The sequence below is a fragment of the Capnocytophaga sp. oral taxon 902 genome, from assembly GCF_013394735.1.
In the GTDB taxonomy this organism is placed as follows: Bacteria; Bacteroidota; Bacteroidia; order Flavobacteriales; family Flavobacteriaceae; genus Capnocytophaga; species Capnocytophaga ochracea.
In genome coordinates, this window is the sequence record NZ_CP058261.1 from 1,894,680 (window position 1) to 1,909,676 (window position 14,997).

Annotated in this window: 20 protein-coding genes and 1 pseudogene; all 21 read left to right on the forward strand. The window is 28.8% G+C overall.

What is annotated here, in order from left to right; translation table 11 throughout:
• Position 1: 1 nt before the first annotated feature.
• Positions 2 to 562, forward strand: coding sequence for a hypothetical protein (locus HW278_RS08165; protein ID WP_178977503.1), 561 nt, complete (start codon positions 2 to 4; stop codon positions 560 to 562).
• Positions 563 to 572: 10 nt separating this feature from the next.
• On the forward strand, positions 573 to 1,094 hold the full coding sequence (locus HW278_RS08170) for a hypothetical protein (RefSeq protein ID WP_178977504.1): 522 nt from the start codon (positions 573 to 575) through the stop codon (positions 1,092 to 1,094).
• A 5-nt stretch (positions 1,095 to 1,099) separates the two neighbouring features.
• The gene (locus HW278_RS08175; RefSeq protein ID WP_178977505.1) at positions 1,100 to 1,474 is read left to right on the forward strand and encodes a hypothetical protein; all 375 of its coding nucleotides are present in this window, start codon (positions 1,100 to 1,102) and stop codon (positions 1,472 to 1,474) included.
• A gap of 155 nt (positions 1,475 to 1,629) precedes the next feature.
• On the forward strand, positions 1,630 to 1,866 hold the full coding sequence (locus HW278_RS08180; RefSeq protein WP_178977506.1) for a hypothetical protein: 237 nt from the start codon (positions 1,630 to 1,632) through the stop codon (positions 1,864 to 1,866).
• A gap of 66 nt (positions 1,867 to 1,932) precedes the next feature.
• On the forward strand, positions 1,933 to 2,280 hold the full coding sequence (locus tag HW278_RS08185; protein ID WP_111972892.1) for a hypothetical protein: 348 nt from the start codon (positions 1,933 to 1,935) through the stop codon (positions 2,278 to 2,280).
• A gap of 309 nt (positions 2,281 to 2,589) precedes the next feature.
• Entirely contained in the window at positions 2,590 to 5,151 is a 2,562-nt protein-coding gene (locus HW278_RS12630) for a hypothetical protein (protein ID WP_255493576.1), read from the forward strand.
• 2 nt (positions 5,152 to 5,153) lie between these two features.
• The gene (locus HW278_RS08200; RefSeq protein WP_178977507.1) at positions 5,154 to 5,618 is read left to right on the forward strand and encodes a hypothetical protein; all 465 of its coding nucleotides are present in this window, start codon (positions 5,154 to 5,156) and stop codon (positions 5,616 to 5,618) included.
• 240 nt (positions 5,619 to 5,858) lie between these two features.
• A complete protein-coding gene (locus HW278_RS08205; protein ID WP_178977508.1) occupies positions 5,859 to 6,308 on the forward strand; it encodes a guanylate kinase in 450 nt (149 codons plus the stop codon).
• Positions 6,309 to 6,788: 480 nt separating this feature from the next.
• Positions 6,789 to 7,646, forward strand: a complete 858-nt coding sequence (locus HW278_RS08210) for a hypothetical protein (RefSeq protein ID WP_178977509.1) — start codon at positions 6,789 to 6,791, stop codon at positions 7,644 to 7,646.
• 2 nt (positions 7,647 to 7,648) lie between these two features.
• Entirely contained in the window at positions 7,649 to 7,981 is a 333-nt protein-coding gene (locus HW278_RS08215) for a hypothetical protein (protein ID WP_111972895.1), read from the forward strand.
• 154 nt (positions 7,982 to 8,135) lie between these two features.
• Positions 8,136 to 8,333: pseudogene (locus HW278_RS08220) on the forward strand (deaminase domain-containing protein); the annotation flags it as partial.
• A gap of 66 nt (positions 8,334 to 8,399) precedes the next feature.
• Entirely contained in the window at positions 8,400 to 8,780 is a 381-nt protein-coding gene (locus HW278_RS08225) for a hypothetical protein (protein ID WP_178977511.1), read from the forward strand.
• 139 nt (positions 8,781 to 8,919) lie between these two features.
• Positions 8,920 to 11,325 carry an ADP-ribosyltransferase gene (locus HW278_RS12635; RefSeq protein ID WP_255493577.1) on the forward strand — a complete coding sequence of 802 codons (2,406 nt, stop codon included), beginning with the start codon at positions 8,920 to 8,922 and terminating at the stop codon, positions 11,323 to 11,325.
• A gap of 1 nt (position 11,326) precedes the next feature.
• The gene (locus tag HW278_RS08240; RefSeq protein WP_178977480.1) at positions 11,327 to 11,590 is read left to right on the forward strand and encodes a hypothetical protein; all 264 of its coding nucleotides are present in this window, start codon (positions 11,327 to 11,329) and stop codon (positions 11,588 to 11,590) included.
• A gap of 317 nt (positions 11,591 to 11,907) precedes the next feature.
• Positions 11,908 to 12,108 carry a hypothetical protein gene (locus HW278_RS08245; protein ID WP_178977512.1) on the forward strand — a complete coding sequence of 67 codons (201 nt, stop codon included), beginning with the start codon at positions 11,908 to 11,910 and terminating at the stop codon, positions 12,106 to 12,108.
• A 6-nt stretch (positions 12,109 to 12,114) separates the two neighbouring features.
• A complete protein-coding gene (locus HW278_RS08250) occupies positions 12,115 to 12,669 on the forward strand; it encodes a hypothetical protein (protein ID WP_178977513.1) in 555 nt (184 codons plus the stop codon).
• An 8-nt stretch (positions 12,670 to 12,677) separates the two neighbouring features.
• Complete coding sequence (locus HW278_RS08255) at positions 12,678 to 13,208, forward strand: ADP-ribosyltransferase (RefSeq protein WP_255493812.1); 531 nt, start codon at positions 12,678 to 12,680, stop codon at positions 13,206 to 13,208.
• Positions 13,208 to 13,693, forward strand: a complete 486-nt coding sequence (locus HW278_RS08260; RefSeq protein ID WP_178977515.1) for a hypothetical protein — start codon at positions 13,208 to 13,210, stop codon at positions 13,691 to 13,693. The genes HW278_RS08255 and HW278_RS08260 overlap by 1 nt, the downstream gene beginning before the upstream one ends.
• Before the next feature lie 137 nt (positions 13,694 to 13,830).
• Complete coding sequence (locus HW278_RS12640) at positions 13,831 to 14,061, forward strand: hypothetical protein (RefSeq protein ID WP_255493578.1); 231 nt, start codon at positions 13,831 to 13,833, stop codon at positions 14,059 to 14,061.
• Positions 14,062 to 14,103: 42 nt separating this feature from the next.
• Positions 14,104 to 14,511: a hypothetical protein gene (locus HW278_RS08270; RefSeq protein ID WP_178977516.1), complete on the forward strand. Its 408-nt coding sequence runs from the start codon at positions 14,104 to 14,106 to the stop codon at positions 14,509 to 14,511.
• Between the two features lie 111 nt (positions 14,512 to 14,622).
• Complete coding sequence (locus tag HW278_RS08275) at positions 14,623 to 14,997, forward strand: hypothetical protein (protein WP_178977517.1); 375 nt, start codon at positions 14,623 to 14,625, stop codon at positions 14,995 to 14,997.

Here is a 14,997-nt window from a genome sequence, read left to right on the forward strand (position 1 = left end):
AATGAAGAACATAAATCAAAAAGATTATGAGTTAATAAAAGATTTGTATCATTGGAAAATTGACACAAATGATTTTAAAAAAAAGACAGATTTTAAAGCCAATTTTCAAGAATTGAGATCTTTGTTATATAGTGTTAAAGATTGTATAGATGAAGAAGGATACAATCAATTTTTTAATTCTATACTATGGGAATTACCTAAAAGATTAAGTGAAAAGGATTATGAAGCTTTATACCAAGAGTTCTTGCTATGTAATTTCCATAATGAACACGAGAATATAGTAAGTGCTTTTCAATCTATTTATAATAATAATATAAAAAATATACCTATTCTATTAAAAGCATTGAAAAATATTCCTAAGTATTTAGAGCCAGAAGATTTTAAATATCCTTATATACGAAAAATCATTTATGCTATAGGAGCTCAACCACAACCTGAGAGTCTTTTAGCTTTAGAAAAATTGGCATCTGAGACTAATGATATAAAAATAAAGGAATTGGCTTTACATCAGCTAGAAAAGCGAAAGGAATTAGGACGATGGGAGTATGAAAAGAATAGATGATTAGGCACGAGTGATAAACTTTTACCAGCTATGGGAGTTACTTCCTCAAGCAGGCAAAATAGAGCAAGTACTTTTTGAAATTACCGAAGAAATTACCGATGTTAATGGAAAAACAGGAAAACTTATTGTTAAGAATGCTGATAAAGTTGAATTGTTAAACAAAAAACTCATTCAAGAGCTCAGAGAAAAAGGAGTGAAGTTTACAGAAGAAAATTTAGAATTTATTACAAAAAATATAGATGGTATGATAATATTTTTGGAGAAAGGAAGTAAAACTTCAGGGTTAGAACATATTATAGAGGGGAAATGGAATGGAAGAATAGATTTTCAAAATTTATTTAATGGAAAAATAAAAGAAATGGTAGATAACATATACAAGGCTATAAAAAATGAAAAATATATTAAGAAAACTATTGATAGTAGTAGCCGTCTTTCTTATGTATATAAAATTCAAACTACAAAAGGGCTAAGAGAATTTAAGATAGCTGTAGGGTCAAATGGATACATAGTTACACTTTTCCCAAATTGGTAAATTTTATGGTAGAAGTTTTTATAAAATCTGTTTTAGCTTTCGCCGAATATGAAGGCAAAGTATATTCATACAAAGTAATAGGAATTTTAAATAATGGATTAGAAATAACTTTTATAGATGAGATTCCTATAGATTTGACAAAATATATCTATAAGAAAATAAACATAATTTTATATTCTTATTTTATAAGTAAAAAGGGGGCTTTTGGTCAATGTTTTATTGGAACTATAAGACAAGTGAGAGATACTTGCTTTTTTGAAAATAGCTTTATAAAAATAAACTTACCAACTGATATTATAGAGGAGAAAAATATTCAGTTAAATAAAATAGGCCAATATTTTTTTGACGAACTACTCTTGAAAGAAATAAAAATAATGTAAAAAAGAAACGTTACTATAGATATTTAATAGGTTAATTGGAAGTTTCCAAAATAAAAATGCAAATATTATGGAATAGACATAAAAAGAGGTTATATGGATAGATTATAAAGTATAATAAAAAATTATCAGACCTTTTGATGGATTTGCTAAATGGGATGAAATTATATGATTTATGTATTATAAATGAAAACGTAGATATTTATAAAAAAGGAACTTATGCCATAATTATTGATATGGATGAGAAGGATGATTATCATTTAGAAATATGGGATTTTGATAAATTAGATGGAGCGGATTTAAATTATATTGACAAAAAATTTTTAAGAAAAGCGACAAAAGAAGAAGAGGAATATTTAAGGAAATTTAATGAATACATTGAAGAGAATGAATGAAAAAATCTTCTTAAAGCAGGAAAAATGTTATAGAGTTAGCACAAATATGAAATCATTAAAGTAATTATGAAAAAGATAAGATATTTTTTTGAATACAAGTGTTCTCCTATATGGATATATGATGACGATATGGGAGCTGATAACATAGATATTGTTGATCTTCCTATTAATACCTATTTAAAAGAAGAGATCATAGAATTAGATAGGTTATATCAAGAGACATATAATAATGAATATCCTGCAGAACCTCTACATAATGATAAGATTAGGGACTATATTTTTATAAGGAGAACTATTGAATCTGCTAAGTTATTGAAAAAAGAATTAGAAGGAGAATTTATTTTTTTTTATAATTCAATAGATATGGAATGTTTATTTGAGGAATGCAAAAAATTAGAAAAAGAGATTTTTTAAGTTTTTTTTTCGTATTACGTTCTTTGACATATTAGATATAAAAAATAAATCAGTTTTGAACTGTGCATACAACCCGCCGATACTACCAAGTACGATTTCTTCTTCCATACAGAAAATGGTGTAAAAGTAGAGGCTGAAAGCAAGGGTGAAGGACTATACAAAATCACTCGTAAGGGAGCTTTCGACTTTGCGCAGGAAGAATTATGGGTTGTTGCCAAAGAAAAGAAAGACAAAAAGGGCAAAAAAGAAGAAATCATTGGCAAATGTATTTTAGTACACCTCTCGCCTAAAGAAGTAAATGTAGCTTTAGTGCCTACTCAAAGCGGACAAAACCTTCAAGAGGCAATCGCTCAAGTACAGCAGATTTATGAAAAAGTAGGGGTAACACTACACATCACCACTGAAAAACCTTTTGATATTAGTGACCAACTCAAAAACGGCACTTTGCCCACAGAAAACGAGTTTGGCGACCTTTCTACCTATAGCCCTGAACAAAATGCAGTCATCGCTAAATTTACAACCAACAGAAAGCCAAAAGAGAACACATATTACATCTTTTTGGTAAACGACGGCACTGGCGATCACGGCTATATGCGATTAGGTGGGCAGTACGGCTTTGTATACAGCGCCAATGCACGCACCATAGCCCACGAACTGGGGCACGGCATCTTCAAACTCGAACACCCTTTCAAAAGTAAAAATGCCGACAAAGGTAAAACTACCGCCCTAATGGATTACAATGAGGGACAAGACTTCTTCTACCGCGACTGGAAGCAAATCAACGACCCTAAAGTAAAACTGTATGCCTTCCAAGGACAAAGTGAAGGTAAAAATGTAGGAGAAGGGCAAGCTCATTATGTGTGTATTGATGATAATTTAAGAAAGATACTTTATGACAAAGGCTATCACTTTTATAATATAAATGGTGAACCTATAGAACTTTCTTCTCAAGATTTCACAGTTGCTTTTATGGGAGAGGAAGAAGGAACTTATTACGGAAGATTGGGAATGGTTAATCATAGAGGAGTATATCATTCTTATGCAATTCTAAATAAAAATCCACAAGGATATTATATAAATAGTTACTCAAAATCTAAGTTTGTTCCCCAAAAAGGAAGTAAAGAAAAAGCTGTTTGGGTAAGGATAAATAATAAAGGAGAATATCTGATAGAGAATTCTGACAAAACTATTTCAGTAAAAGGGAAAACAGAAATTGTAGACTGTCTTTCTTTCATTACAATAAAAAGTGCAGAACAAAAGCTATCAAATTCTTTATTAGAAGAAGGAATTTCAGAAGAGACTATAAAACTATTTTTAGGGAAAGGGCTCTCTGCAGATTCAGCAGAATATAAGGAGATAGAATCCTTTGCTAAATATTTATCAACTATCTTAAAAGGTAAAAAATGGGGATTCCTTTATAAATCAAAGAATGATTATAAAGAACATTATGGAGAAAGCTTGTTTTTAAATGTACTGAAAGATAAAAAAATATTTAGTGAAAAAGCTTTTAAAGAATCCTTCGTAATACGTCTTTCAGAAAAAGATAAGCCTTATTATATAAAAGATGTAGATTTACTTATTTCTAATTTTGACCCTTGGGAAGGAATTCCTGAATACTATAATGCCTATTCATTTGATTATACAACTTTTAACATTCCAAATTTAGACAGCGAGCAAGTTATAGATGAATTACTTAATACATTAGAAATAGTACTTAACTCATCATTGGACGCTTGTCCTAAATGTTTGACTCAAGGGCAGAAAGAAACATTAGAAGCTTTTATAGCAAAAAGAAGGACAAAAGAAGGGAAGAAGTTTATTCTTACAAATAAATTGAAAGAACGCAATAATTTTATTGCAGCATTTCAGCTTTTAGGAGCTTATGATAGATATTACTATAGTATTAAAGACTTAGAAAAACGGTCATTCTTAGCAGATAATAACTGGTTAGGTGAGATTTCTCGAAGAGAAAAAGCGGGACAGGCTTCTGCTATAGATATACAAGGAGGACACAGCCAATATGTAGCCTATTATGGTACCACCTCAGCTTTCTTTTTAGGTTTCCAATACTTTAAGATGTATGGGGATTTGTTGGACTTAGCAATAACTAATAAAGCAATCAATGAATCACAACGCATTCTAAGCAAGAATTTTAAGAAAGTATGGGGAAAAGGGATTGGAAATGTAGAAAGAACCCTCACAGAAGCTTCTTCTATAGGTAAATATACTAAGGAAGCGATAGCTAAAGAAAAAGGATTTACGGATATACTTCCTAATTTGCTGAAGAAAGAAGGACTTACAATGGATGATTTTCATTATATGATGCAAAAACACGCCAATGCCTTGACTCCTAATGAAATTAAGAAACTTACCAGAATAAGAAAAGCTATTCCTAAACCTGATGAAAATACTTTAATGCAGAAAGTTGTAACTAAAGAAACAATGAATAGATATCTAGAAGGCAAGTATACAGGTGAAGTTGGAGGTTCTGTGGCTATAGCTTCTGATACAAAGCATCTTAAAACTTTTGAAGACTATTATTATGGTTTGCGCTTGGACTATAAACTATCTAATGGTAAATATGAGTTTTATTTAGAAGAGGGTAGCTGTGGTGTCATACGTTTTAAATCAACAGAAATACCAGATAAAATTATTATTCCAAAAGGAGGAACATTTGACGAGTGGAATTATCCTTTTACCTCTACAGGATTTACTTCTGGGAATAATGGTAGATTAGGTGTTCCTGAATGGAATCTTCCTGAAAGAATTAAATTTATAGATGGCGACGAAATTTGGGAAGTGTTTAATGATGGGACTCAAAGATTAAGAGGAGTTTATAATGAAGATTTGGGAAAATTTATATCTAAATAAATATGCTAAAAATTAAAAATGATTTCTATGCAAAGTACTTGGACACTGATGGTCGATTTTGGGAAGTTAAAAAAGGAATATACCGTATTCAAGTAGAGAAAAGAAAAAGCTTATTAGGTTTTAAAAACTATGATGAAGTAGAACTCAAAGATAAAATGTTTATAGATGTATCTAAAAATAAAATAAGTTCAGCCTATAGAGTGAGAACATACTGTAATTATAAAGAAGGGAAATATGATTTATCTAATATCGCAGATAACACAGTTATTCTATTTCCAGATTTAGAAACAAAACGTAAAATAGGTTTTCATATTTATAACGACAATAGTGTTGATGTTCCCTATGATAAGTTTGTAACCGAAGTTACTGATGTATGGGAAGAAAAAACTCCCATAAAAGGGTTTAAATTTGAGGAAGAACCTATTGTTTATCTCAAGAAAAAAGGTGTCTGGTTAGTTGAACATTAGAGCGGGATAGGTAAGTTAGAAGCTTGCTTCTCGCAGTGAATTTCCTTTTACTCGAAATGGGTTTACATCAGGCAATAATGACAGATTAGGTATACCAGAATATGTTTTTGATAAACACACTTATGTTTCGCCCCAAATAGGAGCAGAAATTTGGAGGATTAAACCTGATGGAACTGAGGAACTAATAGGAGTGTTTAAAAAAGAAAATAATATTGAAAGATTTTACAAAATAAAATAATTATGGCAACTATAAGAAGAAAAGGTGATTTTGGTTATTTGAATGATAATTTACTAGAACTTCAGAAAGAGAAAGATTGGTTATTTATAACAGAAGATACTTCTTTGATAAATAAATATCATTTTAAGAAATATGACTATTATTATGGGTTAGTTATCAAAAATACAAAAATAATAAGTGCTTATTCGATTTCCTCTTATGCTCTTTATAAAGGGTTAAAGTTTTTTGTAGAGAATGTAATAAAAAATGATATCTTTATATTACGTCCTTTAGAGGAAGCTATGATTTTCTTTAATGATTTTCCAAAGCAAGGTTATGACCCTATATACGAAATAAAAGAAAGTGAAGTTACCGATGTATGGGAAGAAAGAACTCCCATAAAAGGTTTTAAATTTGAGGAAGAACCTATTGTCTATCTCAAGAAAAATGGTGTCTGGTTAGTTGAACATTAGAAAGAGGAGATAGTTCAGAATCAAGAAAAGTTAGATGAACAGCTTTCTGAAAATAAAATAGACAAAGAAGAATATGACAAGAAAACTAAAGAGAATATCTCTCAATGGGAGAAAACATTATCGGTTTATAATGATGTAGAAAGTTTTACAGAGAAACACCCTTTAATAACAAAAGAAGAAGTTAATGAACTGAAGGAACTTCAACAGCAAAAAAGTTTTGCAGGAAATAGTGTTGGTAAAAAAGACTTAGAGAATACAAAAAAGATTAATGCAAGACAAACTGAGATTCTAAGTAAAATTGCACAACGTGAACAGAGTGCAATTGCTGACATAAAACAATATTTAGAAGATTTTGTACACGAAAGCAGTAATACTTCTACTACTCATTGTAAAGAATGGAAAAAAGCAAAAGGAGGCATTGGTAAAATTGGGCAATACAATCTTGATTATATAGAATATCAAGAGTGTACTAATGGTACGATGTATAAAGCAAAAGGAGGAGTCTTTTATTTCTTCCATACTCAATATAATGTGTATGCCAATGCTTTATCACAAGATCACGACAAAGAATACTTTTATGTATATGAGCCTAATTCTCAAAAATGGGAACGCTTTTTCCCTGACTTTAGGGAGTTTAAAAGAGCCCCGATGCCTGATGAATTACGCAATTTCCTATTTACAGTAGTAGATTATATTATTCCTATAGAAAGTGGCTATATTTTAATTACAGGGAAGAATTTTGAAGGAGAAGAGAGGAGTCGTCTTGTAGCGGGTACATCACTTGTAATTGAAGCAGGGCTAACGTTTACAGTAGTAGGTAAGGGCTTTTATAAGGCAGGTAAAGGAGTTTTAAAAGCGGGGAAAAACGCTACTACTGCTATAGTGAAAAGCAAAAAGGTTTTAAAGGGATCGGCAAAAGAATTAGAAGTAGCTACTGAAGTTGTTGTTAAGAACGCTGGAGAAATTGAAAATCTTATAAATAAAGCACTTATACAAGAGCTAAAAGAAAAAGGAGTAAAATTCACAGAAGAAAATTTAATGTGGTTGTTTAAAAATAAGGATGGAAAAATTATATTTCTTGAAAAAGGTAAAAATAGTGGAGGATTTCAACATATTTTAAAACATAAGGAGGAATTTTTAGATAAAGGTATTTTTGAAGAAGATTTAGCAGAATTTATTATGGAAAGTTTAAAAAATGGTAAAATTGTAGGGAAAGAAGGTTCTCGCTTTGTCTATGAATATATCTATAAAGGAATAAAACAAACAACTGCAATAACTGTTAGCTCAAATGGGTTTGTTGTAGGAGCAAATCCTGTATCTAAATTTAAAAAATTGTAATAATGGAAAAAATAAAATTCTTTTTTGAGTATGAAATAAATACTCCTTTTTATTCAAAAGATAATTTTTGCTTTATCAAAATTAATAATTTGTTACAGAATAAATATTTGATCAAAGAAATCGAAGAATTAGAGTGTATGTATCAGCAAACTTATAATGACAATTATCCTCCAGAACCCTTACACAATGATAAAATTAGAGAATACATTTTTATAAATAGAGTTTTAGTTTCTGCAGAATTACTACAGAAAGAATTAGAAGGTAAATATAATTTTGAATTTGATTGGGAAGAGTGGATAGATAAATTAAAAAGAATAAAAGAAGAGATTTTCTAAATATTTATCCATATTCTTAGAAAAAGACAATACAAACTCTGGTTTATAATGATGTAGAAGGAAGATAGAAAAAAGACTTAGAGAATACAAAAAAGATTAATGCAAAACAAACAGAGATGAAGTAAGTGCTTGGATATGAACTACAGATAGTGAATACAAAATGCTCAATAAACTTGCAGAGGATTTAGGAGGTAAATATAATCCTGATATAAAAGGAGAAATAAAAATAGTATCAGAATTAGAGTATTGTAAATCTTGTACAGGTATAATACAACAATTCAATGAAATGTTTCCAAATGTAAAATTAATATTAATTGATGGAATTACAAAAACACAAACAAATGGAAAATAAAGAGCTTACTTTTGAAATTATGGATATATTGTAACTTTGTAAAATAAATCATAATAATTAAATTATATGGTAAAAGCTAAAATTATATCTATAGAAAAAGGAACAGAATACGAAGGAGTTATTTATGATTATTGGTTGGAGATAGAATTAAATAATAAGACAAGAATAAAAATCTTTGATTATAAATATTTGGAAGATATTGAAAGTCTTTTGAATAAATATGTATATATAGAATTATCTACTATTTTCATTGACACTGAGCCTCAAAAAGAACTTTTTAATCTTTTAGGTGAAATTCATTACATTAATAATATATACATTTTTAGAAATGATTTTATAGAAATTAAACTAAGCAAAGAAGATATTATAACATTAAATTTAAGATTGAACACTGAAATTGCGTTATATTTTGGAAGAATAGATATTGAAAAAATAGTTTCTATATAATCACTCTATACGTTCTTTGACATATTGAAAAAACTGTTTCGTAACAAGAATATAAAGTATTTATGAAAAAGTAGGGGTAACACTACACATCACCACTGAAAAACCTTTTGATATTAGCGACCAACTCAAAAACGGCACTTTGCCCACAGAAAACGAGTTTGGCGACCTTTCTACCTATAGTCCTGAACAAAACGCAGTCATCGCTAAATTTACAACCAACAGAAAGCCAAAAGACAACACATATTACATCTTTTTGGTAAACGACGGCACTGGCAATCACGGCTATATGCGATTAGGTGGGCAATACGGCTTTGTTTACAGCACCAATGCCCGCACCATAGCCCACGAACTGGGGCACGGCATCTTCAAACTCGAACACCCTTTCAAAGGTAAAAATGCCGATAAAGGTAAAACCTCTGCTCTAATGGATTACAATGATGGGCAAGACTTCTTCTACCGCGATTGGAAGCAAATCAACGACCCTAAGGTGAAGTTATACGCTTTTCAAGGACAAAAAGAGGGAGAATATTTAGTTTACTCATTACAACAAATATTAGATTTCCTTAGAAGCAATAAGAATAAAGAAGTAAATTTTCCTCCTGCTAAGCAAGATTATAACTTAGAAAAATATTCTTCAGAAACTCGTTTAGATGAATATTTTACAAATAAAGAAAATAAGAAAGTAAAAATAGTAGGACTTTATTGCAATGATAAAAAGGGGAAATTGAACCTCTCTACTGTAGGGAATATTATAGGAAGAACAGGATACTCTGTAGAATTTAACGAGTATAATGCTGTTTTCTCTATGTATGTTTACTATGCCCAAGGAAAAGAACCTGCTATTACTATCAAAACAAAAGGATATCATGCATTAAAAGAAATCCTTAATTACATTGGCTTTGAAATTACAGGGGAAAGCAAAAGATATATAGCTAAACTATACAAAGAAGCATTTGGAAAAGCTGGTTATGATTATAACAAAATAGATGCTTTGCTTGAAGATATTCCAAGTTTTATTGTTTCTGAACTTTCAGATGAAACACTGTGGAAATATTTACAATCACTTTCTAAAGGAAGTATTGATAAGGCAGGAACGAACGAAGAAAGTGCTATCTTTAATGTTATCAATAGCTTTAAAGATGATAAGTATTTATATAACCAATTGTATAATCATCAAGAAGTAGTCTATGATTTATATTCAGGAATAGATGGAGATAATGTAATGCGTCATCTCAATAAACTTCTTCAATTAACAGATAAGTATAGTAAAGCAGAAGAACAAAGTCTCAGACATTTCTGTTTTTTAGGGCTATTTAAGACAGGTGATTATAGATTCTTTACAGAGATCAAAAACATTAAAGAACATAATCGTTCTAAATTTATAAAATCTTGGAAAGTTACAGTATTAAATAGAGGAATCCCAGCAGAATTAGACGCCTCTGACTTAAGTAATTTTTCAAAAGAAAATTTATTAGATGTTGCAACTGTTTATCTTTATAAAAATTCAACAACACCTAAAGTTGATGTTTTACCTATTATATATATTTATCATTTATCAAAGAAACAAAATCAGGAAGACCTTTTAAAAACAATAGAAATAGCATCTAACTTCTTAGGATTATATGGAGCTTCAAGAGGACTATTTGTAAAGGGAGCAAGTGTAATACTGAAAACAGCAGCAACCATTGAAATAGTAAATTTGTCGTTAAATGCCTATATGCAAAATGAATCCCATAGAAAAGAGATAGAAAATATGGGAGCTGGAGGCAAATGGTTTGTGGAGAATTGGAGTACTATAAGTACCCTTACTGATTTAGCGACCTTCTCAGTAGCTATATTAGATGATTTGCCTAAAGTAAGTGCTAAACTGCAAAAAGAAGGAGTAGACACCAAAGAACTAGATACTTTTGTTGAAAAAGCAAGACGAGAAGTAGGAAAAAGAACAGCAGAGTCTTCAAGAAGTCTTAAAAGACTTCTTACTAACGAAGATTATAAGAGAATATACAACGATTTTGTAAGTGGGAAAGTAACGAGAAAATTTACTAAGGAGCTTTCGTTAGAGGAAGAAGCTGTATTGAGATTTTATACAACCAAAGAGGGATATAAGAATTTTAATAGAGCTCTAAGAGGTGAAATACCTATGACTGATTTTTATATCTCTCAAAAAAAACTAATGAATCAGGCGTTGAAAAAGTTACCAACATCTAATCATAATAATAGTCTTTTATATAGAATTGAAGATTTATCTGAAGATAAAATTTCAGAATTATATGTTCAAGGTTCCATAATAAAAACAAAAGGATTTACTTCTGCAACATATTCAGAAGATGCTGTTATTGAAGCTATGAGGAATAGACCTTATACTGTGTTAATAAGAATAGAAGGAAAGGATGGAAAACTAATAGAAGGGCTTTCAACATTACCATCTGAAAAAGAAATATTATTTAAGTCTGAGACGATATTTAAAGTGGAAAAAGTAGGTTTTTCTCCTAACCCAGAAGATTATATGATTCCTATAAAAACAATTTGGTTAAAAGAATTATAATATGAAAGATTATCAAAAAGAACTTCTTTTATTAAAAGAGAGGAAAGACCAACTTATGAAAACAATTAATAGTTACTCATTTTCAAGTGAAAAAGAATATAATCTTTTTGTAAAGAAAAATGTAAATATGTTTGTTGAATTAATAAAGATAACTAAGGAAATAAAAGATATTCAATGGAAACTTATGAATGATATAGAGAGACAAAATTATTTAGATTATTTGAAAGAATTAAAAGAAAAATTTAATGAGACAGAATCTTATTGAATTTAGGTTATGCTAATTTTACGGAGGAGAATTATTGTTAGAAATGGCAATATAATTGAATATACTTATCCTGCACGAAAAATATTGAGATGGAGTGAACAAAGAACGAAGGATTAGAAGAATGCTATTCAAGTAGCAAAAAGATTAAATAACACTAATGTTAATAATATAGGTAAATAACAGAAGGTAAAGTAGGAGAGTTTGTTAAAAGTAGAAAAGAAGTATTAGGATTTAGACAAAAAATAGAATCAAACATCACAGATATAGACGTTTCTACATTAGATGAAATAATTGAGGTAAAAACATCTTTTAGTGCTGTGAAAGAGAATCAATTTGATAAATTCTTAAATAGTAAGTTGGATAATTTTTGTAATCCAGAACAAAAGAAAGTGATTTTATATATAGACAAACCTATGTCTGAAGCCACAAATACGCAATTAAATATGATTAATAGAATCAAACAGAAAAATGTAATCGTAGTAAATTCATTAGATGAACTAGGAAAAATAATAAAGTAACTTGTTATGGGAACTCTTTCAAAAATTTATGTAAAAAATGATAATATAGATAATATTATTAATGAGTTTAAAACTTTCTATTCTATAAAAAGAATAGAATTTTTAGATACTCCAAAGTGGTGGCTCTATGCGCCCAAAGAGACTATTATTATTTCATCTGAATATGAGAATTGGATAGAAATAGAGGTGCAATTCAATTATTCACTATACATTTATGATGAGTTCTTGAGAAGGTTGTCTGAGAAGTATCAAACTATTATTTTATTAGTATATTATCAATCAACAACTGGAGAAGGTAGAGTGGCTATATTTCAAAGAGGTAGAATAAATTTATCTATTGTTCAAAATTATGTTAGAGAAGAGAATGTGGATAAAAATATTTTGACAGATAATTTTGGTTTGTCTATCTCTTTAAAAAATAAATTTCAAATTCCTAATCTATATGATGAATGTTATGTTTTTGATTATGATTTTATAAATTACTTTTTGGAAAAAGAAGGGGTCTTTTCTCTATTAAAAGAAAAAAAATATCATTATATACATATAGAGAAAATTAATTAAAATACAAGATATTACTAAATGGAAAAGTTAAAAGAAAATTTACTAAGGAGCTTTCGTTAGAGGAAGAAGCTGTATTGAGATTTTATACAACCAAAGAGGGATATAAGAATTTTAATAGAGCTCTAAGAGGTGAAATACCTATCACTGATTTTTATATCTCTCAGAAAAACTTAATGAACCAAGCGTTAAATAAATTACCTAAGTATAATAAACCTGTATATAGAGGCTTAGGTAAAGAGGGATCTAAATATTTTTCATCATTAAAAAAGGGAGATAAAATTACAGAAAAAAGTTTTCTTTCTTCTTCATTAGATGAAGATGTTGCAGAATTATTTATGAATAGAAATAATGGGAATACAATCCTAATTATAGAGCATAAGTCTGGTGTTTCAATAGCTAATATTTCACAATCAGGTTTTGAAGGAGAGATATTATTAAAGTCAGATAGAACATTTATAATAGAGAATAAAACATTTAAGCCACGATTTGATGAATCAGATCCTTTGATTCAAGAAATTTATCTAAAAGAAATTGAATAATGAAGAATTTAGAGGGAAAAATAGAGTTTTTAAAGGAACAAAAAGTTCCTCTTGAAGAAATTAGACTCCTTGAAATTTTAAAAAAAGAAGAAGAGTGGAATTTATTGTCAAAAAAAGAGAAACAGAACAAACGAAAATTTGCAATATCTTTTTTAGAAAGAGAATCTCATAAAAATATCAATATAGAATATGAAAGAAATATTATTAAACTATATGATATAGGAGAGAATATTATTCATAATACAATGTATACAGATAAAATTTATCTGAAACGACTTTGCATATTAGTTAATGTACAACAAGATTTTATAGATGAAATGGATATAAATAATCTTTATAAAATAAGAAAAGTAGATATAAATATCATAGAAAATCTATTTAAAGAGATAAGACAAGAAGATTCTCAAGAATATCATAGTCTTAACCTCAATAACTATTTAATCCTATTTGAAAAAGTTTGGAAAAAGAAAGAATATTATATATAAATAGTACTTATGTTTTTTAAATGTAATGATAAAAAATTTGAATTACACCCTATTGTGTGGAATATCTATATCCCTATCTTCTAAGATTTTCGATAAAACACAATATTGATTGGACTATCTGGAAAACAAAAGATGTAGTGTATATACCAGAAGATAAGAAAGAAGAGTTAATATCTATGTTAGAATATATTTTTGAAGAACTTATGGCAGAATGTTATAAAGAACCTACACAAAGACAAAGAACAAAACATTCTACAAGGTTTGAAAGGGTGTTTTTTAAAAATAAGAAATATATCTTAAACTATGTAACAGATATTGTAGGAATCATTGGTTATTGGCTTATATATATGATAAACATTTTGTCTTAATACAACTTGTTATTATAAATTATTTAACATATAGTAAAGAATATGATTAAAATAGAAAGAAATACCAAACCTTTTTGTTTAATTAAAGAAAAAACGATGGATTGGGGAGAAAAATATGATGAATATTCTCCAATGTTTAATATCATATTAACATCTAATAATTATTCCCTTGAGGAATCTATTGTGTTCTTTGGGGAAAACAATTTTAAAAAGCAATTGTTTTCATTGTATAATGTTATAAATAACAAAGAGGAACAAGAGCGAATTATAAATTATAATAATGAAAGAATTGAGAATCGTCCATACATATTAGATTTAATAAAATTCTATATTGAAAAGAATAAAGACATTCTATCTCCTTGGGAAAAATATGATTTAGGACTTGAAGAACTTGACTTTATTAAAATAATTATTTATGAAATGGAGAAAGAGCTATATTATGTGAATTAATAAAGAAAAGAGTTCGTTTCTAAGTTAGTTGAAGAACTTAATTTAGGTAAGTTTATTAAGAGGATAGGTGATTATGAAGTTTATGAAAATGGAGAAGTGTTTTATAGGGCTATGACAAAAACAGATTTAGAAACACTAAAAAGTACAGGAAAATTAACAGCTTCCTCTGAAACATTCACTTCTCCAACTCTTACATATATTAAAAACACTGGTTATAATGGGACTATTGTAAAGTTTCAGATGAAAACAGGAACAATAGAAAAATTAGTAAAAATAGGAATTAGAAATGATAAAACACGAAAAATGATGACAAATTTTTCTCAAATGCCTCCTGTGAACAGTGTGGAAAACTGGACACAAACAAGCGCTTTATTTAAAACGGAGGGTACTAAACAAGGATTACAACAAATTAATATTGGTTTAGGAAAAGGGAAAGCATTAGAGACTTTTAATGAGAACATTGTTAAATTTGAAATTGTGAAATAA

Coding starts and splice junctions, on each gene's coding strand:
- HW278_RS08275 (WP_178977517.1), top strand. CDS start 14,623: ATGACAAAAACAGATTTAGAAACACTAAAAAGTACAGGAAAATTAACA.
- HW278_RS08210 (WP_178977509.1), top strand. CDS start 6,789: ATGTATAAAGCAAAAGGAGGAGTCTTTTATTTCTTCCATACTCAATAT.
- HW278_RS08180 (WP_178977506.1), top strand. CDS start 1,630: ATGAAATTATATGATTTATGTATTATAAATGAAAACGTAGATATTTAT.
- HW278_RS08250 (WP_178977513.1), top strand. CDS start 12,115: ATGGGAACTCTTTCAAAAATTTATGTAAAAAATGATAATATAGATAAT.
- HW278_RS08205 (WP_178977508.1), top strand. CDS start 5,859: ATGGCAACTATAAGAAGAAAAGGTGATTTTGGTTATTTGAATGATAAT.
- HW278_RS08260 (WP_178977515.1), top strand. CDS start 13,208: ATGAAGAATTTAGAGGGAAAAATAGAGTTTTTAAAGGAACAAAAAGTT.
- HW278_RS08270 (WP_178977516.1), top strand. CDS start 14,104: ATGATTAAAATAGAAAGAAATACCAAACCTTTTTGTTTAATTAAAGAA.
- HW278_RS08225 (WP_178977511.1), top strand. CDS start 8,400: ATGGTAAAAGCTAAAATTATATCTATAGAAAAAGGAACAGAATACGAA.
- HW278_RS08240 (WP_178977480.1), top strand. CDS start 11,327: ATGAAAGATTATCAAAAAGAACTTCTTTTATTAAAAGAGAGGAAAGAC.
- HW278_RS08165 (WP_178977503.1), top strand. CDS start 2: ATGAAGAACATAAATCAAAAAGATTATGAGTTAATAAAAGATTTGTAT.
- HW278_RS08200 (WP_178977507.1), top strand. CDS start 5,154: ATGCTAAAAATTAAAAATGATTTCTATGCAAAGTACTTGGACACTGAT.
- HW278_RS08215 (WP_111972895.1), top strand. CDS start 7,649: ATGGAAAAAATAAAATTCTTTTTTGAGTATGAAATAAATACTCCTTTT.
- HW278_RS08175 (WP_178977505.1), top strand. CDS start 1,100: ATGGTAGAAGTTTTTATAAAATCTGTTTTAGCTTTCGCCGAATATGAA.
- HW278_RS08185 (WP_111972892.1), top strand. CDS start 1,933: ATGAAAAAGATAAGATATTTTTTTGAATACAAGTGTTCTCCTATATGG.